This is a genomic window from Streptomyces sp. R818, from assembly GCF_056172735.1.
Genome location: NZ_JAOCNE010000013.1, coordinates 138,544 through 160,295, shown reverse-complemented (window position 1 = coordinate 160,295; position 21,752 = coordinate 138,544). Strand labels below are relative to the sequence as shown.

Genomic DNA, 21,752 nt, shown 5'->3' with positions numbered 1-21,752 from the left:
ACCGCCGAGGCGTTCCCCGTCTTCAACGGCACGGGCGCCAATGTCGTCGCGCTCCAGGCGGTCACCGACCGCTGGGGCGCGGTGATCTGCGCCGAGTCCGCGCACATCCACGTCGACGAGGGCGGCGCCCCCGAGCGCATGGGCGGCCTCAAGCTGCTCACCGTCCCGACCCCCGACGGCAAGCTCACCCCCGAGCTGATCGACCGCGAGGCGTACGGCTGGGACGACGAGCACCGCGCCATGCCGCAGGTCGTCTCCATCACGCAGTCCACCGAACTGGGCACGCTCTACACGCCCGACGAGATCCGCGCGATCTGCGACCACGCGCACGAGCGCGGGATGCGCGTGCACCTCGACGGCTCGCGCATAGCGAACGCGGCCGCGTCCCTGGACGTGCCGATGCGTACGTTCACCAATGCCGTCGGCGTCGACATCCTCTCGCTCGGCGGCACCAAGAACGGCGCCCTGTTCGGCGAGGCCGTCGTAGTCCTCCGGCAGGACGCGGTGCGCCACATGAAACACCTGCGGAAGCTGTCCATGCAGCTCGCCTCGAAGATGCGGTTCGTCTCGGTGCAGCTGGAGGCGCTGCTCGCCAAGGACCTGTGGCTGCGCAACGCGCGCCACGCCAACGGGATGGCCCAGCGCCTCGCCGAGGGCGTCCGCGCCGTCGACGGCGTCGAGATCCTCCACCCGGTGCAGGCCAACGGCGTCTTCGCCCGCCTCCCGCACGACGTCGCCGAGCGCCTCATGAAGCGCTACCGCTTCTACTTCTGGGACGAGGCGGCCGGGGACGTCCGCTGGATGTGCGCCTTCGACACCAGCGAGGAGGACGTCGACGGGTTCGTAGCGGCGCTCAAGGAGGAAATGGCGCGGTAGGCGTCCATGCATACCTATGCAGCCGGTCGTAAATGTATTGACTGCGACCGGTCGCATTCCTATGCTCCCGTGCCATGCAGCTGATCCAGCACAACCCTGATCTCTCGGCCTATCTGGCCGCTGACGACGTCATCGATCACCGGCATCCGCTGGTGCGCGAAACGGCCGCGGAGCTCGCCGCGGGCGCCGCCGACTCATATGCATACGCCCGCGCCGCCTACGAGTACGTCCGCGACACGATTCCGCACTCGGCCGACAGCGGTGACCTGCGCGTCACCTGGCGCGCCTCCGACGTCCTGGAGCGGCGCACCGGCATCTGCCACGCGAAGGCCCACGCGCTCACCGCGCTCCTGCGCGCCGAGGACATCCCGACCGCCCTCTGCTATCAGCGGCTCACGCACGACGCGGGCACCGGCTGGTGCGTGCACGGGCTCGTCGCCGTACGGTTCCACGGCGCGTGGCACCGGCAGGACGTACGGGGCAACAAGCCGGGCGTCGACGCCCAGTTCTCGCTGAACGGGGAGCGGCTGGCCTTCACGCCCGATGCTGAGTCCAATGAGGTGGACTATCCGGTACTCTTTGATGTACCGCATCCGGCGGTGCTCGACATCCTGCGCAGCGCCCCGGACCGCCCGTACCTCTGGGAGAACCTCCCCGACTCGCTCCCGTCGTAAGTTCAACGCGTAAGGCAGGCCATGCCCCTCAAGATCACCGTCTCCGACGACGTCCGCGCGATCGCCCCGGACTTCCACCACATCGCGATCGAGGCCTACGGACTCGTCAACACGCCCAGCACACCGGAGACGTCGGCCCTGCTCGACGACGCGGCGAAGCGCCTGGCCGCGCGCCTCGACGGGCGCGCCCCGCAGGAAGACCCGCACATGGTGGCCTGGCGCGCCGCGTACACCGCCTTCGGCGCCAAGCCGAACCGGACACGGAACTCCGCCGAGGCGCTCGCCAAGCGGGCCCTCGCCGACGGTGGCCTGCCGCGCATCAACACGCTCGTGGACGTCTACAACGCCATCAGCGTCGCCCACCTCATCCCGGTCGGCGGCGAGGACCTCGGCCACATCAAGGGCGGCATGCGCCTGATCCGGGCCACCGGTGCCGAGGACTTCGTCACCGTGGCCTCCGGCGAGGAGACCGTCGAGCACCCGGACGCGGGGGAGGTCGTCTGGTGCGACGACGAGGGCGTCACCTGCCGCCGCTGGAACTGGCGCCAGGGCACCCGCACCCGCCTCACCGACACCTCCGTGGACGCCCTGTTCCTCCTGGAGGGCATGGGCGGGCACGCGGGCCTGGAGGCGGCGGGCGCGGAGCTGGCCGAACTGCTGCGGAAGTTCAGCCCGGGCGCGCGCCTCACCGTCCACCCGGCGGCCTGAACGCCTGCCCTCAGCGCGCCTCGGCGGCCTTGACCTGCTCCGGGGTCGGGGCCGTCCCGCCGAGGTGCGCTGGCATCCACCAGGTGTCGTCGGGCCCCTTCGGGCGGACGGGGTAGGCGCGCTGCGCCGCTTCGAGCAGCTCCTGAACGCGGTCGCGGAGCTTCCGGGTGAGCGCCCCCGCGTACTGGTCGCGGGAGGCCTCCAGCGCCTCGCCGACGCGGATGGTGATCGGGATGTGCTGCCGCTTGAAGTTGCGCGGCCGGCCCTTGGTCCACACGCGCTGGGTGCCCCACAGCGCCATGGGGATCAGCGGCACCCCCGCCTCCTGCGCGAGCCGCACGGCGCCGGTCTTGAAGCTCTTCAGGGTGAACGACTCCGAGATCGTCGCCTCCGGGAAGACTCCGATGATCTCGCCCGAGCGCAGCGCCGACAGGGCGTGCTGGTAGGCGTGCTCGCCCTGTGCGCGGTCCACCGGAATGTGCTTCATGCTGCGCATCAGCGGACCGGAGATCTTGTGCCGGAACACCGACTCCTTCGCCATGAAGCGGACGAGCCGCTTCTGGGGCAGCGCGGCGAGGCCGTCGAAGATGAAGTCCAGGTAGCTGATGTGGTTGCTGACCAGGACGGCTCCGCCCGAGCGCGGAATGTTCTCCGAGCCCTTGCAGTCGATCTTCAGGTCGAGCGCCTTGAACATCGTTTTCGCGGCGCCGATGACCGGACGGTAGACGAGCTCTGCCATGGAGGGGGTGGACCCTTCTATTGCCGTGGGGAGTTTCTTCCGAAGGCTTTTCGGTCGAGGCGGCTCCCGCGCGGTAAGTTACGCAGCCGTAGGTTTTCCGGCTTGCGCAGATCGTGCCCCAAGAACGGCCGGGAGAACAGTCCTGGTTCCGGCCGCGCGCGAGATCCTCGTCACGTGTTCGGGAATAGAACCGCGCGTTCGAACGCTGCAAGGGGAGCGGCGGAACGAGGAGGCGCAGGATGACCGCGGGTGAAATGACGTTCGATGCCGAGCAGTTGGGTGCGGACCTGGGGGAGCGGGCCACGCTCGTCCAGTTCTCCAGCGCGTTCTGCGCCCCGTGCCGCGCCACCCGGCGGGTTCTCGCGGACGTCGCCGCGATGGTCCCCGGCGTCTCGCACATCGAGATCGACGCGGAGGACCGGCTCGACCTCGTACGCCGCAGCGGCATCGTCAAGACCCCGACCGTGCTGGTCCTGGCCGCCGACGGCCGCGAGGTGCGCCGCGCCACCGGACAGCCGCGCAAGGCCGACGTCATCGCCGCGCTCGGCCGGGCGGTCAGTGCGGGAGCGACCGGTGCCGGAACGGCCCGTGATCATGCTCCCAGATGACGGGACGCACTTGACTGCACGCGCCACGTATCGTCAGTCTGACCGTATGCCTGAGGAACTCCTTCTCTACGAGCGGGTCCACGTCGACCTGGCCCGCTGTTCGAGCGCGCGCTGTCTTGCTTCCTGACGAAGCCACGGACCCCACTCGAACCCCTCGGCAGAAGGACAACTCCATGACGGCCACGCCCGACCTGCGCACCGCCCGGCCCGCCTCCCCCGACCTGCTCCGCTCGGTCTTCCGGCAGCACGCCGCAGGGGTCGCGGTGATCACGGCCGCCGGCGCCGCGCCCGTGGGCTTCACCGCCACCTCCCTGACCTCCGTCTCCGCCGAACCCCCGGTGATCTCCTTCGGTATCGGCCTGACCGCCTCCAGCTGGCCGACCGTCGCCGAGGCCGACCATGTCGGCGTGCACATACTCGGCGAGCACCAGGCCGACCTCGCCGCCACCTTCGCCAGGAGCGGCGCCGACCGCTTCGCGGCGCCCACCCGCTGGTTCGAGGGCCCCGAGGGCGTTCCGGTCCTCGACGGCGTGCTCGCCTGGCTCGTCTGCAAGGTCATCGCGCGCGTGCCCGCCGGTGACCACCGGATCGTGCTCGCGGAGGCGGTCTGCGGCGACCCCGCGGGGGCCGGCCGCCCGCTCCTGTACCACCAGGGCCGCTTCAGCGGACTGCGCGACTGAAGTCACAGTTCAAAGCGCTTGCTTAGTGGGCATGCAGTCGATGTACTGACGAGTAATATTTCGTTCGGAGCGCGGGCCGCCCCGACCGGAGTTGTCCGCAACGGGCGCCTATGCTGCCTGGTAGAAGGCGCTGTCAGCCGCAGCGGCAGAGACGCCCCGTACAAGACGATTGCAGTAGGAGAGCCGGCGTGAGCTTGAGGATCGTTGTCACCGTGAAGTACGTGCCCGACGCCACCGGCGACCGGCACTTCGCCGATGACCTGACCGTCGACCGTGACGACGTGGACGGGCTGCTCTCGGAGCTGGACGAGTACGCGGTGGAGCAGGCGCTGCAGATCTCGGAGAACTCCGACGACGATGTGGAGATCACCGTTCTGACCGTGGGTCCGGAGGACGCCAAGGACGCGCTGCGCAAGGCGCTGTCGATGGGCGCGGACAAGGCGATCCACGTCGAGGACGACGACCTGCACGGCACCGACGCGCTCGGCACGTCGCTGGTGCTCGCCAAGGCGATCGAGAAGGCCGGTTACGACCTGGTCGTCTCTGGTATGGCCTCGACCGACGGCACGATGGGCATCGTGCCCGCGCTGGTCGCCGAGCGGCTTGGTGTGCCGCAGGTGACGCTGCTGTCCGAGGTCGCGGTCGCGGACGGTGTCGTCAAGGGGCGCCGTGACGGTGACACCGCCTCGGAGCAGCTGGAGGCGTCGCTCCCGGCCGTGGTGTCGGTGACCGACCAGTCCGGTGAGGCGCGTTACCCCTCGTTCAAGGGGATCATGGCGGCGAAGAAGAAGCCGGTGGAGTCCTGGGACCTGTCCGACCTGGACATCGAGGCCGAGGAGGTCGGCCTGGAGGGCGCCTGGACCAAGGTCGAGTCGGCGGCCGAGCGCCCGGCGCGCACCGCGGGCACGATCGTGAAGGACGAGGGTGAGGGCGGCAAGCAGCTGGCCGAGTTCCTCGCGGGCCAGAAGTTCATCTAGCCCGAACAGCGGCCGCGTACGGCCGTTCCGGCAGGTTCACCCCACCTTCTTTGTGATTGCAGGAGATTGAAGTCCCATGGCTGAAGTTCTGGTCTACGTCGACCACGTGGACGGTGCCGTCCGCAAGCCCACCCTGGAGCTGCTGACGCTGGCCCGCCGCATCGGTGACCCGGTCGCCGTCGCGCTGGGCAATGGCGCCGGTGACACGGCTTCCGTACTGGCCGAGCACGGCGCCGTGAAGGTTCTGACCCACGAGGCCGCCGAGTACGCCGACTACCTGGTGGTGCCGAAGGTCGAGGCGCTGCAGGCCGCCGTCGCCGCGGTCTCCCCGGCCGCCGTCCTGGTGCCGTCCTCGGCGGAGGGCAAGGAGATCGCCGCGCGTCTGGCGCTGCGGATCAAGTCCGGCATCATCACCGACGCCGTCGACCTGGAGGCCGGTGACGAGGGCCCGGTGGCGACCCAGTCGGTGTTCGCCGCGTCCTACACCACCAAGTCCCGCATCTGCACCGGCACCCCGGTCATCACCGTCAAGCCCAACAGCGCCGCCGTCGAGCCGGCCGCCGCCGCCGGTGCGGTCGAGGCCCTTCAGGTGTCCTTCTCCGACGCCGCGACCGGCACCAAGGTCACCGCGCGCACGCCGCGTGAGTCGACCGGGCGTCCGGACCTGACCGAGGCCGCGATCGTCGTCTCCGGCGGCCGTGGCGTCAACGGCGCGGAGAACTTCGCGCTCATCGAGGCGCTCGCCGACTCCCTCGGCGCGGCCGTCGGTGCCTCGCGCGCCGCGGTGGACGCGGGCTGGTACCCGCACTCCAACCAGGTCGGCCAGACCGGCAAGTCCGTCTCGCCGCAGCTGTACATCGCCAACGGCATCTCCGGCGCGATCCAGCACCGGGCCGGTATGCAGACCTCGAAGACGATCGTCGCGGTGAACAAGGACGCCGAGGCCCCGATCTTCGACCTGGTCGACTACGGCGTCGTCGGCGACCTCTTCGACGTCGTCCCCCAGCTCACCGACGAGGTCAAGACCCGCAAGGGCTGACCCCATCCGCTGCTCCGACGGGGCCGTGTGGCGTTCATCGCCGCGCGGCCCCGTCCGCGTACCGGGACCATGCCAGGGGGCCATTGACGCCGATCACCCCGGCCGTTAACTTCGCTATACGGATTGTTGATTCCGTGAAGCGGAAAGAACGAGCGTATGGAGGGTGCAGGGATGGGTCAGCAGGAGAAGGTGTCGACGAGCCTCGCGGGCGCGGTCAGCGAGGGCATCAGCGCCTCACTCGCCCCGGTCGACGCGGAGCTGGGCCGCCGCTACCCCGGAGACCCGGGCACCCGCCAGCCGGTCCACACCGTCTACGTCCCCGGTGACGCGTTCGACGCGGGCACCCTCCGCTCCTGGGGCGACCAGGCCCTCGCGCAGCTCGACGAGCACGCCCCGGACGCCGCCTCGTTCGCCGCGGTCCTCGGGCTCTCCGACGAACTCGCCGAGCCGGTCCACAGCCGCGTACGGGCGAAGCTGCGCCGCGAGCCGGTCGAAGACCTGCGGGTCGACTTCGAGGACGGCTACCGCCCCGCCTCCGACGCCGACGAGGACGAGACGGCCGCGCGGGCCGCCCGCGTCATCGCCGAGGCGTACGCGCAGGGAACCGCCGCCCCGTACATGGGCATCCGCATGAAGTGCATGGAGGCGGCCGTCCGCGACCGCGGCATCCGCACCGTCGACATCTTCCTCACCGGCCTGATGGAGCACGGCGGCCTGCCGGACGGGCTCGTGCTCACGCTGCCCAAGGTGACCTACCCCGAGCAGGTCACGGCGATGGTCCGGCTCCTCGAAGCCTTCGAGAAGGCCCATGGTCTGGACTCCGGGCGGCTCGGGTTCGAGATCCAGATCGAGACCAGCCAGTCCATCCTCGCCGCCGACGGCACCGCCGCCGTGGCCCGCATGATCGACGCCGCCGAGGGGCGCGCGACCGGCCTGCACTACGGCACCTTCGACTACAGCGCCTGCCTCGGCGTCTCCGCCGCGTACCAGGCCAGCGACCACCCGGCCGCCGACCACGCGAAGGCGGTCATGCAGGTCGCCGCCGCCGGTACGGGCGTCCGCGTCTCCGACGGCTCGACGAACGTGCTGCCCGTCGGCTCCACCGCCAAGGTCCACGACGCCTGGCGGCTGCACTACGGCCTGACGCGCCGCGCCCTCGCCCGCGCCTACTACCAGGGCTGGGACATGCACCCGGGCCACATCCCGACGCGCTACGCCGCCGTCTTCGCCTTCTACCGCGAGGGCTTCGAGCAGGCCGCCGCCCGCCTCGCCGCCTACGCGAACCAGTCCTCCGGCGACATCGCCGACGAGCCCGCCACCGCCAAGGCCCTCGCCGGTTACCTGCTGCGCGGCCTGGACTGCGGCGCCCTGGACGTCGGCGAGGTGGCCCGGCTCACCGGTCTCACCCGGGTGGACCTGGAGGGCTACGCGGGTTCCGCGCCGCGGCGACCTGACGGCCAAGGCCGAATAGGCACCCGAACGGAAGAGGCCGGCGTTCGGCGGCGCGGGCCTCCACGTCAGGTCACGCCGGGGCAGTTCCCCCGCGCCCCCGCTTGATCAGACCGGGTCGGGCAAGTTTCGATGCGCTCCGGCAGCAGCGTCGCCCCGTCGAGCTGACGGAACAGCCGCTCGGCGGCGGTGCGGCCGAGCTGCGCCGCGTCCTGCGCGACGACGGTCACCCCGGGCTGGAGCAGATCGCCCAGCTCGATGTCGTCGAAGCCGACGAGGGCGACGCCGCGGTCGAGTCCGGCGAGGACCCGGACGACGGTCACCGTCACACGGTTGTTGCCCGCGAAGATCGCCGTCACCGGCTCCTCGCCCTTCAGCATGTCCTCCGCCGCGCGCCGCACCCGCTCGGGGTCCGTGACGCCGAGGGACATCCACCGCTCGTCGACGGCTATCCCGGCGTCCTCCATCGCCGTCCGGTAGCCGCGCAGACGTTCGGCGGCGGTGTGGATGCGGGGCTGGTCGCCGATGAAGCCGATCCGCCGGTGACCGCCCGCGATGAGGTGGGCGACGCCGTCGCGCGCGCCGCCGAAGCTGTCGGAGAGGACCACGTCCGCGTCGATCCGCCCGGCGGGCCGGTCCACGAACACGGTCGCGACCCCGGCCGCGATCTCCGGCTCCAGGTAGCGGTGGTCGTCCCCGGCGGGGATGACGACGAGGCCGTCGACCCGGCGCGCGCACAGCGCGAGCACCAGCTCCTGCTCGCGCTCGGGATCCTCCGCGCTGGAGCCGTTGATGAGCAGCGCCCCGTGCGCCCGCGCGACCTCCTCGACGGCGCGGCTGAGCGGGCCGTAGAACGGGTCCGCCAGATCCTCCAGGACAAGACCGATGCTGGCCGTACGCCCCTTGCGCAGGACCCGCGCGCTGTCGTTGCGCCGGAAGCCGAGCGCGGCGATGGCCTCCTGTACGCGGCGCTCCGTGTCGGGGGTGACGCCCGGCTCGCCGTTGACGACCCGGGAGACCGTCTTGAGGCCCACCCCGGCGCGCGCGGCGACGTCCTTCATGGTCGGGCGATTGCCGTAGCGGTTCTCGGTGCGGCGGGCGGTGCGGTCCACTATGCGCTGTCCTGTCCTGTCGTCGCTGCCGGGAGCAGCCGGCCACCGGGCGGGTGACAGGCCCTTTTCGTCAGGGCTCATCATCCTGCACGGGCGTGTGGCGTCGAGCATAGGGCCTGGACAACGTTGTCAGACTCGGGGGAGACTGTCCTCCGCCATACTTCGCTTCCTAAACTTTCCTTCTCCGACCTGCCATTTTTCCCAGGGGATCTGACACTGATGCACATGGACCTCGTCGCCGCGCTCGACATCGGCGGCACCAAGATCGCCGGCGCCCTCGTGGACGACCAGGGCCGCATCCTGGCGCGCGCGCAGCGTCCGACCCCCGCTCAGGAGGACGGGGAGACGGTGATGGGCGCGGTCGACTCGGTCCTCGCCGAGCTGACCGTCTCCGAGCTGTGGCCCCGGGTCCGCGGGGTCGGCATCGGCAGCGCGGGCCCCGTGGACCGCTCGAACGGCACGGTCAGCCCGGTCAACGTGCCGGGGTGGCGCGAGTTCCCCCTCGTCTCGCGCGTACGGGCGCTCGCGGGCGGCCTCCCCGTCGAACTCGTCGGCGACGGCGTGGCGATGACGGCGGCCGAGCACTGGCAGGGCGCGGCGCGCGGCCACGACAACGCGCTGTGCCTGGTCGTCTCCACGGGCGTCGGCGGCGGCCTGATCCTCAACGGCCAGCTCCGCCCGGGCCCCACCGGCAACGCGGGCCACATCGGCCACATCAGCGTCGACCTCGACGGCGACCCGTGCCCCTGCGGCGCGCGCGGCTGCGTCGAGCGCATCGCCAGCGGCCCCAACATCGCCCGCCGCGCCCTCGGCGACGGCTGGCGCCCCGGCGCCGACGGTGACACCTCCGCCGCCGCCGTCGCCCGCGCCGCCCACGCCGGTGACCGCGCGGCCGTCGCCTCCTTCGAGCGCGCGGCCCAGGCCCTGGCGGCGGGCATCGCGGCGACCGCGACGCTCGTCGAGATCGACATCGCCGTGATCGGCGGCGGAGTGGCGAAGGCCGGCGACGTCCTCTTCACCCCGCTGCGCCGCGCCCTGCGCGACTACGCGACGCTCTCCTTCGTGCAGCGCCTCACGGTGGCCCCGGCGTCGACGGGCACGGACGCGGGCCTGGTGGGCGCGGCGGCGGCCGCGCTCCAGTCCGACGCGGTTGTCGGCGGGGCGCAGCGCCAGACGGTGTGAGACCCGGGACGGCGAACCCGTGGACTACCTGACGAACAGTCAGAGTCCGTCTTCAAGGCCCCCGTTCACCTGCGCTTCAGGTGGCGGGGGCGTCCTGTTTCCCGGGCGCGCGGGCTTTTCGCGCCATCCTTGAAGTGTGGACAGTTCTGCGCCTACTGTCCGAAGCACGGCGCCACTTGATGTGCGCTCACCCCCAACCCCCCAGCCCGTACGCAGCCATGCCGTCGTATCCATGTGAGGGTTACCGATCCATGCGAGCGCTACTCACGTCCAAGACCGCCCGGCGCGCCCTGCGCCCCGTCGCCGACCTCATCGACCAGCGCATAGAGCGCGCCGTCCGCCGCACACTGCGCGGCCAGGGCGCCGATCTGCACGACCGGGTGGCCGCGCTCGGTCACCGCCAGCGCCCGCTCGAACTCCTCCTCGACTCCACCGGGCGGGGCACCTCGCGGCTGCCCGCGCAGGTCCACCTCACCCGGCTGGTCGACGAGCTGGAGAAGGTGACCGGCGACCGCGCCGGCGCGGAGCGCAACGTCGCCCAGTCCTTCCGGCTCCTGATGGCCCTGGAGGCGCTCGGTGTCGGCCGGATCGCGGGCGGCACCATGAACATCTGCGGCAAGCTCTCCGCCGTCCCGCTGCTCGACCCGCCGAACGACGAGATCCTGGAGATCGGCACCCTGTACGGGATGTTCGGCGCGGCCCTGATCCGGATGATGGAGCGCGCGGGCCGTGACCCGCACCTCACGATCGTCGATCCGCTCGCCGGACTGCAGCTGCAGCCGGGCACCTCGACGGGCGCCGATCCGACGGGCACCCCGGTGCGGGGCGCGGCGGTGCGCACCAACCTGGCGCTCGCGGGCGCGGCCGGGGCCGCGGCCCGGATCCGGCAGGGCTTCTCCGAGGACCCCGAGCTGCGTGCCGAGGTCGCGGACCGGGCGTACGGCGTGATCGTCGTCGACGGTGACCACTCCGCGGCCGGGGTCGCCGCAGACCTGGAGTGGGCGGAGCAGATCGTGGCGCCCGGCGGCATCGTCGTGCTCGACGACTTCGGGCATCCGAAGTGGCCCGGCATCAAGGAGGCGTTCGAGAAGCACATGGCGGGGGAGAGCCGGTTCACGTTCCTCGGCCAGGCGGCGAACTCGGGTTATCTGCGGGCCGGTTGAGCGCCGCGATCCGTTTGATCCCTGCGTGAGCACATGGGTGTGCCCCCTCTTCGCGGAGGGGGCACACCCATGCCGGGGCTACTTGTCGTCGCGCAGGGAGTCGCGTGCGCCCTCGGCGCGGTCGCGGAGGTCGTCGGCGGTCTCGCGGGCCTTGCCCTTGGCCTGGTCGACCTTGCCCTCGGACTTCATGCGCTCGTTGCCGGTCGCCTGGCCGAGCATCTCCTTGGCCTTGCCCTTGGCCTTGTCCATGGCGTTCTCGCCCATCGTTCGCTCCTCAGTCGGTGAGCCAAGACACGTGCCACGCTAAAAGCGTTTTCACGCATCCGCACCCGCGGCCGATACTCACGGTGACGGCCGGAGCGCCTCCTCGACCGTCGCCACGGGAGTCAGCACCTCGGTGAGACCGGAGAGTTCGATGATGCGCAGGGTGAGGCGGTGGTCGCAGACCACGGTGACCCGGCCGCCCCGGTGGGCGGCCCTGCGATGGGCCCGCACCAGGAGGGAGAGCCCGGAGCAGTCGAAGAACGTGGTGCCGGTGAGGTCGATCGCCACGACCCGGTACGGGCCCGCCGCCACGGTGTCGAGCAGTGGCGCCATGCGCTGGAAGGCGAGGAGGTCGATCTCGCCACGGAGTTCGACGACCGCGCAGTCGCCGGGTGTGTGCACCTCGGGCGGGTGCAGGAACTCCTCGGAGCCCGTCGCACCGGCGGTGCCGCCGCAGTCTCCGCAGTCGCCGGAGACGTAGTTCTGTGGGTTGCCCTGTCGCATCGGTCCCCCCGGGCCGAGCACTAGTCCGGCTCCGGGGGAGCCGTCCGCGCTGCCTCATGTTTCGTGCGAACGAATCGGGAGGTCGCCGGGGACCAGGGCGCCTGGTCGGCCACCGTATCGGCATATTCCGTACGGCGTTGTGGCGTAACGATTCCCGATCGCCCACATCACTTGATGGAGTGAATTGAGAATGAAGTGCTTGACATTTAAAGGTACCGTCCAACGGAAAAGGGGTTCGAAATGAGGGTCCGGGACGCCCCGACGGACCGTCCGCACATCGACACGGCGCTCGTCCGCGGCCTCGTCGAGCGGCAGTTCCCGCAGTGGGCCGGGCTGCCCCTGACGCTGGTCGACCCCGCCGGCTCTGACCACGTCATCCACCGTCTCGGCGACCGGCTGTCGGTGCGTCTGCCCCGCCATCCCGGGGCCATCGGGCAGGCGAGGAAGGAACAGCGGTGGCTGCCCCGGCTCGCGCCGCGGCTCCCGCTGGCCGTACCCGTCCCGGTGGCGGTCGGCGAACCGGCGCTCGGCTACCCGTGGCCCTGGGCCGTGACCCGGTGGCTGGACGGCGAGGTCGCGACCGTCGAAGGCCTCGGCGACTCGACGGAGGCCGCGCGTGAACTGGCCGCCTTCCTGCGGGTGCTGTGGGCCTTCGACCCGGGTACGGACGCGGGCGCGGCGGGGACCGCCGAGACCCTGGCCGAGCGGGACCGGTCCACGCGGGACGCGGTCGCGGCCGTCGCCGGTGCCTTCGACGCGCCCGCGATGACGGCGCTGTGGGACGCCGCGCTCGACTGCCCCGCGCCCCAGGGGCCGCCGGTGTGGTGCCACGGCGACTTCCACACCGGCAACCTGCTCACGGCCGACGGACGCCTCCACGCCGTCATCGACTTCGGGAACCTCGGCCCCGGCGATCCGGCCGTCGACCTGATGGTCGCCTTCACCCTGCTCTCCCCCGCGGCCCGCGCCGTCTTCCGCGCCGCGCTCGACGTCGACGACGCGACCTGGCTGCGCGGGCGCGGCTGGGCCCTGACGACGGGCCTCTCGGCCTACACGGCGTACGCCGCCACCAGTGCGCGTGTGGCGGAGCAGACGACTCGGCAGATCCGGGCGGCCCTCGCCGGGTGACCGGCCGTGCGGTGCGGTGTGGTGCGGTGGGGCGTGTGCGCCGTTCGCGCCCGTGTGAAAACCGCGCCGCGACGGCGTCCCCGCACACGCTTCTGGTGCCCGCGCCGCTGCGATTGACTGCGTAGCGGAGACACCGGGAGGCCGGACATGGGCCGGTGGTACGCCGTCGGGCAGCGGCGGACACCCCGGCCTTCCGGTTCTCCGCGCGGGTCTTCGGGGCCCCCGCCACCGTGACATCCCTGAGGCGGTGCGCGGGCGCCCCGTAGAGTGCCCCAGAAGCAGCGTGGAGTACGAGGCGCGGACCCGCGTCTCCGCGTACGCGCTGGCGCTCAGGGAGGGCCGGATCCTCCTGGCCCGCCTGTCGGACACCTCACCGGTCTTCGCACCCGGCCTGTGGCATCTGCCCGGCGACGACATCGACCACGGCGAACAGCCGGTGGAGGCGCTGGAGCGGGAGCTCCGCGAGGAGACGGGGCGGGAACTCACCGCCGCCCGCCTCGTCGACAGCCGGGCCTACACGGTCCGACGGGGCGGAATCACCTCGCGGTCGGCGGGGCCGGAAACGCGGCACGGGGCGCACGGCCGCGAGTCGCCGTCCGGCGGGGGCGGGGTCGTTCTCGGGTTCCCCTTGGCGGGCCTGCTGGGCGGTTGACGGGGTCGGAAGCATGGCACGGGTGTGCGGCCGCGAGCCGCCGTCCGGTGGCGAGAGCGGGGTCGTTCTCGGGTTTCCCCTGGCGGGCCTGCTGGGCGGTTGGCGGGATCGGAGGCGTGGCATGGGGCGCACGGCCGCGAGTCGCCGTTCCGGCCGGGGGGCCGGGGTCGTCCTCGGGTTCTCCCTGGCGGGCCTGCTGGGCGGGGTCGGAAGCGTGGCACGGGTGTGCGGCCGCGAGCCGCCGTCCGGTGGCGGGTTCGGGGTCGTTCTCGGGTTCCCCTGGCGGGCCTACTGGGCGGTCGGCAGGGCCGGAAGCGCGGTACGGGTGGCACGCCGCAAGCCGCCGTTCGGTTCGGGGGCGTGCCCAGGCCCCCCGGCGGATCTGCCGGGGGGCTTCGGGTGGCGTGTCGCCGGGATTCGTAGTCCGCCAGGTCGAACTACCCAGGCCACCTTCAGGGCCGTCGGCCTAGCGCCCTGGCCCGCTCGCCCCGGAGGGTCACGCCGCTGTGACGATCTCCCCGCGCACCGCTGCCGCCCACTCGACGACCAGGACCTCGTACTCCCGGCGCTGCGAGTCGCTGAGGCGGCCGCCGGAGTGCGCCATGAGGAGGCGGATCCGCTCGTTCAGCTCGTCGGCGGACCGCGCGGGCGCGCGGTTGTCGGTGAAGGTCATGCGGCGAGCGTAGTGGGTGACACTGACAACGCGCCTCCGAGTTGTGGGCGGCCGGGGTCCGACGGGTGACCGTCGGGCTCCGCGCGGCGCCCGTACCGCCTCTGATCTGCGGCTGGTTTCCGTGGCAGGGTGTTGCGGGCAAGCCTCAGGGGGCCGATGGATGAGGGGGAACCGTGATCGTCTGGGTCAACGGGGCGTCCCGCGCGGGCAAGACCACCGCCGCACGGGAGCTGAGCGACCTGATCCCGAACTGCACGCTCTTCGACCCCGAGGTGATCGAGGGAGAGCTGGAGCGGCTGCTGCCGGCCAAGCGTCTCGCCGAGGTCAACGACCACCAGGATCTCCCGATCTGGCGGCGGCTCGTGGTGGACACCGCGGCCGCCCTCCTCGCCGAGCTGGGCGGCGTCCTCGTGGTGCCGATGGGGCTGTTGCGCCAGGAGTACCGGGACGAGATCTTCGGTGGTCTCGCCGCCCGCCGCATCCCTGTGTGCCATGTGCTCCTCGCTCCTGGGGAAACGATCCTGCGCAGGCGTGACCCGAGCGGCGAACTCCCCGCCGACATCGCGCCCTACCGCGCCGCGCTCGCGAGCTGGCTCGCGGCCGACGCCTACCTGGTCGACAACGGGCCGCTCACCCCGTACGACACCGCCGTGCGGATCGCCGCCGCCGTGCAGGCCGGGGAGGCCGCCCCCTGCGACATCGTGCAGACCCCGGAGCCGACCGCCGAGACGGTCGCGGCGGGCGTGCTGCTCTTCGACGAGGAGGGGCGGGTGCTCCTCGTCGACCCGACCTACAAGCCGGGCTGGGAGTTCCCCGGCGGCGTCGTGGAGCGGGGCGAGGCGCCCGCCCGCGCCGGGATCCGCGAGGTCGCCGAGGAGACCGGCATAGAACTCGTCGACGTGCCCCGGCTGTTGGTTGTCGACTGGGAAGCACCGGAGCCGCCCCGCTACGGCGGGTTGCGGCTCCTCTTCGACGGCGGCCGGCTCACCGGCGAGGCCGCCCGCCGCGTCCTGCTGCCCGGCCCCGAACTGCGGGACTGGCGCTTCGTCGGCGAGCACGAGGCGGCCGGGCTGCTGCCCCCGGTCCGCTACGAGCGGCTGCGCTGGGCTCTCCGCGCGCGTGAGCGCGGCGCCGCGCACTATCTGGAGGCCGGCGTCCCCGTCGATTGACCCCGCAAGCGGCCCACTGAGGGGGATGCGGTCGGTCGGCCGGGGCTCACGCGACCTCGCCCTCGTACGCCGCCGCTGCCCTGCGCAGCACCCCGCCCGCGCCGCCCGCCACCGGGTCCCCGTGGCCGAAGCAGACCACATCGGTGTCGAGCGCGGCGAGGCGGTGGAAGGAGGCGACGGCCTGTGCGCGGTCGAGGTTGAACACGCCCAGGATCACCTGCCCGTCGACGGGGGACGCCGCCACCGCGTCGCCGGTGAACAGGGCGCCGTGCGCGGGCAAATGGAGTGCGATCGAGCCGTCCGTGTGCCCGGGCACGCCGACCACCCGCGCCCCGCCCCCGAAGTCGAGAACGTCGCCGTCCTGCAACTCCCTTACGTGGGCGGGCAGTTCCGGCTGCTCCGGGCGCGGCGGGAGGTGTGCCAGTGCCCGGGCGTGGAGGGGGCGCTCCCAGTCCTCGTACACCGGCTGCGGCTCCGGGCCCTCGCCGCGCACGTACGGCGCGTCGAGGCGGTGGGTGTACACCTCGGCCCCGCTCAGCCGCGCGAACTCCCCGGCGCCGCCCGCGTGGTCCTCGTGGAAGTGCGTGAGGACGATCCGCCGTACGTCCTCGGGGGCGTGCCCCCATCTGCGTACGGCGTCGGCGATCGGCCGGCCGGCACCGGCCGCGCCCGCGTCGATCAGGGTCAGTTCGGCGTCGCGTCCGGTGCCGTCGCGCCAGAGGCAGGCCTGGCCGACCGGGAAGCGCAGGAGGCGGAGCCGGGGGGTGAGGTCGATCGTGTCCGTCAGCGGGTAGGGCGGGTGGCCCGGGGGGCTCGTCATGAGGCGACCGTACGGACGCCCCGGACACGACCTCGTACTTCTCGGCTCTCGGCGAAGAAACCGCCCGGCTACTTGGCGGCGGCGTACTTCTGGAGGAAGCGTGCCTCCGCCACCGACAGACGTTCCAGCTCCTCGGGCGACACGCTCTCGTTGACCGCGTGGATCTGCGCCTCCGGCTCGCTCAGGCCGATCAGGAGGATCTCCGCCTGCGGGTAGAGCGAGGCGAGGGTGTTGCAGAGCGGGATCGAGCCGCCCTGGCCCGCGTACTGCATCTCCTGGCCGTCGTACGCCTCCGCCATCGCCTCGGCCATCGCGGCGTACGCCGGGCTCGTCGTGTCCGCGCGGAAAGGCTGGCCCTGGCCGACCTGCTCGACGCGGACGCGGGCGCCCCACGGGGTGTGCGCCTCGATGTGCGCCATCAGGAGCTTCGTCGCCTCGGCGGCGTCCGTGCCCGGCGGCACCCGCAGGCTGATCAGCGCGCGGGCACCGGCCTGCACGGAGGGCGTCGCGCCGACGACCGGCGGGCAGTCGATGCCGAGCACGGTGACGGCGGGCCGCGCCCAGATGCGGTCGGCGACCGTCCCCGAGCCGATCAGCTCGACCCCGTCGAGGACCTTGGCGTCCTTGCGGAACGCGTCCTCCTCGTACTGCAGGCCGTCCCAGGCCGCGTCCGGCTCCAGGCCGTCGACGGTCGTGGAGCCGTCCTCGGCGCGCAGCGAGTCCAGTACGCGGACCAGGGCGCCCAGGGCGTCGGGGGCCGCGCCGCCGAACTGGCCGGAGTGGAGGTTGCCCTCCAGAGTGTCGATTTCGACGCGGACCAGGGTCATGCCGCGCAGGGTCGCCGTCGCGGTGGGCAGGCCGACGCGGAAGTTGCCCGCGTCGCCGATGACGATCGTGTCCGCGCGCAGCAGCTCCGGGTGCTGCTCGGCGTAGCGCTCCAGGCCGCCGGTGCCCTGCTCCTCGGAGCCCTCGGCGATGACCTTGACGCCGACCGGCACGCCGCCGTTCGCCTTCAGGGCGCGGATCGCGAGGAGGTGGAGGAGCACGCCGCCCTTGCAGTCGGCGGCGCCGCGCCCGTACCAGCGGCCGTCCTCCCGCTCGGTCAGCTCGAACGGGGGCGTCACCCAGCCGTCCTCGTCCAGCGGCGGCTGCACGTCGTAGTGCGCGTAGAGCAGGACCGTCGGCGCGTTCTCCGGGCCGGGCAGGTAGCCGTAGACCGACTGCGTGCCGTCGGGGGTGTCGAGCAGGGCCACGTCCTGGAAGCCCTCGGCGCGCAGCGCGTCCGCGACCCAGTTGGCCGCACCCTCGCTCTCGCTCTTGGGGTACTGAGCGAAGTCCGCCACCGACTTGAAGGCCACCAGCTCGGCCAGTTCGGCCTTGGCCCGCGGGAGCAGGGCGGCGACGGTCTCGGCGATCGGATGCGGCGACATGGGCACGCTCCTCGTAGGTGCGACGTTGTGCAGGGTGTGGCGACGATCCTCGCATGATCCTCCCGCAGTGGGTCACGGGGCGGCCCGCCGTAGGATGCGTGAGAAACGTGCGGCAGGCAGCTGATCGGGAGCAGTAGACCAACGTGAGCAGCGAGAACTCGACGGGCGAGGGCGACATGGGCGACGAGCGGGCCATGGAGGTGTGGGACGTCGTCGTGGTGGGCGCGGGGCCCGCGGGGGCGTCCGCCGCGTACGCGGCCGCGGTCGCCGGACGGCGGGTGCTGCTCCTGGAGAAGGCGGAGATCCCCCGCTACAAGACGTGCGGCGGCGGCATCATCGGCCCGTCGCGGGACTCGCTCCCGCCCGGCTTCGAACTGCCGCTGAAGGACCGGGTGAACGCGGTGACGTTCTCCCTGAACGGCAAGTACGCGCGCACCCGGCGCTCCAAGAACATGCTGTTCGGGCTGATCAACCGGCCCGAGTTCGACGCGCAGCTCGTCGAGCACGCCCAGAAGGCGGGCGCCGAACTGCGCACCGGCACCGCCGTCTCCCGCGTCGAGCAGCACGGCAGCGAGGTGCCCGACCGGCGCACGGTCGCCGTCGTCCTCCAGGACGGCGAGACGATCCTGGCGCGTGCCGTGGTCGGCGCCGACGGCAGCGCGAGCCGGATAGGCGCGCACGTCGGCGTCAAGCTCGATCAGGTCGACCTGGGTCTTGAGGCGGAGATCCCGGTGCCGCAGGAGGTCGCCGACGACTGGCGCGGGCGCGTCCTCATCGACTGGGGGCCGATGCCCGGCAGCTACGGCTGGGTCTTCCCCAAGGACGACACCCTCACCGTCGGCGTCATCTCGGCGCGCGGTGAAGGCGCCGCCACCAAGCGGTACTTGGAGGACTTCATCGGGCGGCTCGGGCTCGCCGGGTTCGAGCCCGCCGTCTCCTCAGGGCACCTCACGCGCTGCCGCGCCGAGGACTCGCCGCTCTCCCGCGGCCGGGTCCTGGTCTGCGGTGACGCGGCCGGGCTGCTCGAACCGTGGACCCGCGAGGGCATCTCGTTCGCGCTGCGCTCGGGCCGCCTCGCGGGGGAGTGGGCGGTGCGCGTCGCCGAGGCGCACGACGCGGTGGACGCCCGTCGCCAGGCGCTCAACTACGCCTTCGCCATCAAGGCCGGGCTCGGTGTCGAGATGGCCGTGGGCAAGCGGATGCTGACCGTCTTCGAGCGCAAGCCGGGGCTGCTGCACGCCGTGCTCACCGGGTTCCGCCCCGCGTGGAACGCGTTCGCGCGTATCACCCGTGGTTCGACGACGCTGGGCGAACTGGTCCGCACCCATCCGCTGGCGGGGAAGGCCCTTTCGCGTCTCGACCGCTGACGCCGTCCGGCGCTGTCCCGGGCGGGGCCGGGCGCCGGCTCGGGCGGGAGCCGGGTGCGGTCCCGGGCAAGGCCAGGTGCGGTCCCGGGTGAGGCCGGGGGCCCATCCGGGTAAGGCCGGGCGCCGGTTCCGGGCCAGGCCGGGCGCCCATCCGGGTAAGGCCGGGCGCCGGTCCCGGGCAAGGCCGGGCGCGGTCAGGCGTCGAGTGTGATGCGGAAGACGGGGTGGTCCGGGGCGATGCGGCGCAGTTCGGCGTCGGTGGAGTCCGGGCCCACCCCGCCGAAGAACACGCCGACCTCGGCCTTCCAGCGCTTGAGGTAGGCGCGCAGCACGGCGGGCTTGTCGTCGTCGGCGACCTCGGTGGCGGTGAACGCGTCGGCCGCCTTGCCCAGGCGCAGCTCCCCGCCGCCGGCCGCCCGCATGTTGTGCGTCCACTGCACGTGGCCGCGCGGGGCGACGAGGTACCGCTGACCGTCGATCGTCAGCAGATTGACGGGCGTGGTGCGCCAGGCTCCGCTCTTGCGGCCGCGCACCGCGAGGATCCGGGAGCCCCAGACGCTGACACCGCGACGGGTCAGCCAGGCGACGGACCGGTTCAGGACGTTGATCGTGAACCAGCCGGGCTTCTTCACGTGAGCGGGCGTGACCGTTGCGGACATCGGGGCCTCCTGGCGGCTGCGGAGTTCGGAAATCGAGAGCACTGCTCTCGCTTGAGAGCAGTCTGCATGAGACCGGCGCCCCAAAGCAAGAGCAGTGCTCTCGTTTTTGTGCGCCGCTCCGAAAGTAGGGCAGCGCTCTCGCCCTGTGCGACACTGCCCCCATGAGTACGAGCCGCAGCACGCCGAGCCGCAGCACACCCCCGCGCGCCGGAGGCACCACGCAGGGAGCCCGCGCCCGCGCCCGGCAGGAAGTCACCGCCGCCATCAAGGACGAGGCGCGCAGACAACTCGCCGAGGACGGCGCCGCAAAGCTCTCGCTGCGCGCCGTCGCCCGCGAACTCGGCATGGTCTCCTCGGCCCTGTACCGCTACTTCCCCAGCCGCGACGACCTGCTGACCGCCTTGATCATCGACGCGTACGACTCCCTCGGCGAGGCGGCGGAGAAGGCGGACGCGGCGGTCCGCGAGATCGGGGAGCCCGGCGGGGAGCCGACGCCGGCCCGCCGCTGGGTCACCGTGTGCCAGGCCGTACGGGTGTGGGCGCTCGACCACCCGCACGAGTACGCGCTCATCTACGGCTCGCCCGTCCCGGGCTACACCGCCCCCGCGACCACCGTCCCGGCCGCCTCCCGGGTCGGCCTGCTGCTCATCGCCATCGTCCGGGACGCCTACGAGGGCAGGGGTGTGGCGCTGCCGCCGCTGTCGGCCGGGGTGCGGGACGAGGCGCACCGGATGGCCGCCGATCTCGCGCCGGACCTGCCGCCCGAGGTGGCGGTCGCGCTCGTCGCCGCATGGGCCCAGCTGTTCGGCCTCGTCGGCTTCGAGGTGTTCGGCCAGTTCCACAGGGTCGTCGAGGACCGCGCCGCGTTCTTCGCGCACGCCGCCGCGAACCTCGCCCACGGCGTCGGCCTGCTGAAGTAGCGGCGTCCCGTACTCCCCGGGGAGTACGGGTGATCACCTCGCCCGGCGGACGCCCGCCACCGCCCGTGCGCTCTAGCGTGGCGGCATGGACGAGCAGCGGGCGCGCGAGGCGCGCCTCCCGGGCGACGTGCGCGACGGCGGTCCGCCGTGGAGCGGCGCGTGGTGGGGCCGGAGCGGCGGTCGCCGCCGGCCCTGGCGCTCCACGGCGCTGGTGACGGCGTTCGTGCTCGTCGGGTCGCGCTTCGCCGCGCAGGGCCAGAGCGACCGCGTCGCCCTCGACCTCTTCGCGTGCCTGCTGCTGATCACCGCCTGTCTGCTGCTGCTGTGGCGGCACCGCCACCCGGTGCCGGTCGCCTTCGGTGCGGCGGTGTGCGCGTCCGTCTATCTGGGCGGCGGATATCCCTACGGGCCGGTGTTGGCCACGGTCGCGCTGGCGTGCTTCTCGGCGGTCGTCGCCGGGCACCGGCGCGCGGCCTGGTCCGCCGTGGGGCTGCTCTGGCTCGGCCATCTCCTCGTGGCGCACTGGCTGTACGCGTATCTGCCGCCGTCCGGCGACGGACCTCGGCCGTGGGGGCAGGAGGGGATCGTCGCGGCGTGGGTGCTCGCCGTCGTGGCGGTCGCCGAACTCGTCCGGGTGCGGCGCGAGCAGGGGGAGCAGGCGCGGGCCGAGCGGGAGCGGGCGGCGCGGCGGCGGGCCGACGAGGAGCGGCTGCGGATCGCCCGCGAACTCCACGACGTGCTCGCGCACTCCCTTTCCGTGATCAATGTGCAGGCGGGCGTCGGACTCGCCCTGCTCGACTCCGACCCTGAGCAGGCGCGGACCGCGCTGACCACCATCAAGGCCGCGAGCAAGGAGGCGCTCGGCGAGGTGCGGCAGGTGCTCGACACCCTCCGGGCGCCCGGGGCCGCGCCGCGCGCTCCCGCACCCGGACTCGACCGGCTGCCCGAGCTCGTCGAGC

General features: G+C 72.6%; 22 protein-coding genes and 2 pseudogenes. 16 read left to right on the top strand and 8 right to left on the bottom strand.

What is annotated here, in order from left to right; genetic code table 11:
• The 3 genes from N5I75_RS30165 to N5I75_RS30155 form a co-directional block, all read left to right on the top strand.
• The coding region (locus N5I75_RS30165) for a threonine aldolase family protein (protein WP_476682624.1) at positions 1–876 on the top strand (876 nt) is incomplete at its 5' end.
• A 74-nt stretch (positions 877–950) separates the two neighbouring features.
• Positions 951–1,550: a transglutaminase-like domain-containing protein gene (locus tag N5I75_RS30160; protein WP_476682623.1), complete on the top strand. Its 600-nt coding sequence runs from the start codon at positions 951–953 to the stop codon at positions 1,548–1,550.
• Between the two features lie 21 nt (positions 1,551–1,571).
• A complete protein-coding gene (locus N5I75_RS30155; RefSeq protein WP_476682621.1) occupies positions 1,572–2,258 on the top strand; it encodes a B3/B4 domain-containing protein in 687 nt (228 codons plus the stop codon).
• Positions 2,259–2,268: 10 nt separating this feature from the next.
• Here N5I75_RS30155 and N5I75_RS30150 read toward each other — a convergent pair whose 3' ends face one another.
• Positions 2,269–2,997, bottom strand: coding sequence for a lysophospholipid acyltransferase family protein (locus tag N5I75_RS30150; protein ID WP_476682619.1), 729 nt, complete (start codon positions 2,995–2,997; stop codon positions 2,269–2,271).
• 239 nt (positions 2,998–3,236) lie between these two features.
• Here N5I75_RS30150 and N5I75_RS30145 point away from each other — a divergent pair, with 239 nt between their 5' ends.
• The 5 genes and pseudogenes from N5I75_RS30145 to N5I75_RS30125 all read left to right on the top strand — a co-directional run bounded on the left by N5I75_RS30145 (position 3,237) and on the right by N5I75_RS30125 (position 7,772).
• Positions 3,237–3,605 (top strand): TlpA family protein disulfide reductase, encoded by a 369-nt coding sequence (locus N5I75_RS30145; RefSeq protein ID WP_476682617.1) that lies wholly within the window; start codon positions 3,237–3,239, stop codon positions 3,603–3,605.
• A 173-nt stretch (positions 3,606–3,778) separates the two neighbouring features.
• The gene (locus tag N5I75_RS30140) at positions 3,779–4,285 is read left to right on the top strand and encodes a flavin reductase family protein (RefSeq protein WP_476682615.1); all 507 of its coding nucleotides are present in this window, start codon (positions 3,779–3,781) and stop codon (positions 4,283–4,285) included.
• A gap of 188 nt (positions 4,286–4,473) precedes the next feature.
• Positions 4,474–5,262, top strand: a complete 789-nt coding sequence (locus N5I75_RS30135; RefSeq protein ID WP_476682613.1) for an electron transfer flavoprotein subunit beta/FixA family protein — start codon at positions 4,474–4,476, stop codon at positions 5,260–5,262.
• 76 nt (positions 5,263–5,338) lie between these two features.
• The gene (locus N5I75_RS30130; protein ID WP_476682611.1) at positions 5,339–6,301 is read left to right on the top strand and encodes an electron transfer flavoprotein subunit alpha/FixB family protein; all 963 of its coding nucleotides are present in this window, start codon (positions 5,339–5,341) and stop codon (positions 6,299–6,301) included.
• A 171-nt stretch (positions 6,302–6,472) separates the two neighbouring features.
• A pseudogene (locus tag N5I75_RS30125) lies at positions 6,473–7,772 on the top strand (DUF6986 family protein).
• Positions 7,773–7,823: 51 nt separating this feature from the next.
• Here N5I75_RS30125 and N5I75_RS30120 read toward each other — a convergent pair.
• Positions 7,824–8,862 (bottom strand): annotated as a pseudogene (locus N5I75_RS30120) (LacI family DNA-binding transcriptional regulator).
• Between the two features lie 219 nt (positions 8,863–9,081).
• Here N5I75_RS30120 and N5I75_RS30115 point away from each other — a divergent pair.
• Together N5I75_RS30115 and N5I75_RS30110 are read left to right on the top strand one after the other, a co-directional pair.
• Complete coding sequence (locus tag N5I75_RS30115) at positions 9,082–10,044, top strand: ROK family protein (RefSeq protein ID WP_476682609.1); 963 nt, start codon at positions 9,082–9,084, stop codon at positions 10,042–10,044.
• Positions 10,045–10,295: 251 nt separating this feature from the next.
• On the top strand, positions 10,296–11,207 hold the full coding sequence (locus tag N5I75_RS30110) for a class I SAM-dependent methyltransferase (RefSeq protein ID WP_476682607.1): 912 nt from the start codon (positions 10,296–10,298) through the stop codon (positions 11,205–11,207).
• Between the two features lie 78 nt (positions 11,208–11,285).
• Here the strand turns inward: N5I75_RS30110 and N5I75_RS30105 are convergent, their stop codons facing one another.
• Positions 11,286–11,471, bottom strand: coding sequence for a CsbD family protein (locus N5I75_RS30105; RefSeq protein ID WP_476682605.1), 186 nt, complete (start codon positions 11,469–11,471; stop codon positions 11,286–11,288).
• A gap of 78 nt (positions 11,472–11,549) precedes the next feature.
• On the bottom strand, positions 11,550–11,975 hold the full coding sequence (locus N5I75_RS30100; protein ID WP_476682604.1) for an STAS domain-containing protein: 426 nt from the start codon (positions 11,973–11,975) through the stop codon (positions 11,550–11,552).
• Positions 11,976–12,215: 240 nt separating this feature from the next.
• Here N5I75_RS30100 and N5I75_RS30095 point away from each other — a divergent pair, with 240 nt between their 5' ends.
• Together N5I75_RS30095 and N5I75_RS30090 are read left to right on the top strand one after the other, a co-directional pair.
• Complete coding sequence (locus tag N5I75_RS30095) at positions 12,216–13,103, top strand: aminoglycoside phosphotransferase family protein (RefSeq protein ID WP_476682602.1); 888 nt, start codon at positions 12,216–12,218, stop codon at positions 13,101–13,103.
• A 283-nt stretch (positions 13,104–13,386) separates the two neighbouring features.
• The gene (locus N5I75_RS30090; protein WP_476682600.1) at positions 13,387–13,755 is read left to right on the top strand and encodes an NUDIX domain-containing protein; all 369 of its coding nucleotides are present in this window, start codon (positions 13,387–13,389) and stop codon (positions 13,753–13,755) included.
• A gap of 496 nt (positions 13,756–14,251) precedes the next feature.
• Here N5I75_RS30090 and N5I75_RS30085 read toward each other — a convergent pair whose 3' ends face one another.
• On the bottom strand, positions 14,252–14,428 hold the full coding sequence (locus N5I75_RS30085) for a hypothetical protein (RefSeq protein ID WP_476682598.1): 177 nt from the start codon (positions 14,426–14,428) through the stop codon (positions 14,252–14,254).
• A 173-nt stretch (positions 14,429–14,601) separates the two neighbouring features.
• Between N5I75_RS30085 and N5I75_RS30080 the strand changes: the two genes are divergently transcribed.
• A complete protein-coding gene (locus N5I75_RS30080) occupies positions 14,602–15,597 on the top strand; it encodes an NUDIX hydrolase (protein WP_476682596.1) in 996 nt (331 codons plus the stop codon).
• A 46-nt stretch (positions 15,598–15,643) separates the two neighbouring features.
• Here N5I75_RS30080 and N5I75_RS30075 read toward each other — a convergent pair whose 3' ends face one another.
• Both N5I75_RS30075 and N5I75_RS30070 read right to left on the bottom strand, forming a co-directional pair.
• Entirely contained in the window at positions 15,644–16,417 is a 774-nt protein-coding gene (locus tag N5I75_RS30075) for an MBL fold metallo-hydrolase (RefSeq protein ID WP_476682594.1), read from the bottom strand.
• Positions 16,418–16,485: 68 nt separating this feature from the next.
• Entirely contained in the window at positions 16,486–17,847 is a 1,362-nt protein-coding gene (locus tag N5I75_RS30070) for a M20/M25/M40 family metallo-hydrolase (RefSeq protein ID WP_476682592.1), read from the bottom strand.
• A 143-nt stretch (positions 17,848–17,990) separates the two neighbouring features.
• Here N5I75_RS30070 and N5I75_RS30065 point away from each other — a divergent pair, with 143 nt between their 5' ends.
• Positions 17,991–19,214 carry a geranylgeranyl reductase family protein gene (locus tag N5I75_RS30065; RefSeq protein ID WP_476682590.1) on the top strand — a complete coding sequence of 408 codons (1,224 nt, stop codon included), beginning with the start codon at positions 17,991–17,993 and terminating at the stop codon, positions 19,212–19,214.
• Between the two features lie 194 nt (positions 19,215–19,408).
• Here the strand turns inward: N5I75_RS30065 and N5I75_RS30060 are convergent, their stop codons facing one another.
• Positions 19,409–19,873, bottom strand: a complete 465-nt coding sequence (locus N5I75_RS30060) for a nitroreductase family deazaflavin-dependent oxidoreductase (RefSeq protein ID WP_476682588.1) — start codon at positions 19,871–19,873, stop codon at positions 19,409–19,411.
• A gap of 161 nt (positions 19,874–20,034) precedes the next feature.
• Between N5I75_RS30060 and N5I75_RS30055 the strand changes: the two genes are divergently transcribed.
• Both N5I75_RS30055 and N5I75_RS30050 read left to right on the top strand, forming a co-directional pair.
• Complete coding sequence (locus tag N5I75_RS30055; protein ID WP_476682586.1) at positions 20,035–20,793, top strand: TetR/AcrR family transcriptional regulator; 759 nt, start codon at positions 20,035–20,037, stop codon at positions 20,791–20,793.
• 85 nt (positions 20,794–20,878) lie between these two features.
• The coding region (locus N5I75_RS30050; protein ID WP_476682584.1) for a histidine kinase dimerization/phosphoacceptor domain-containing protein at positions 20,879–21,752 on the top strand (874 nt) is incomplete at its 3' end.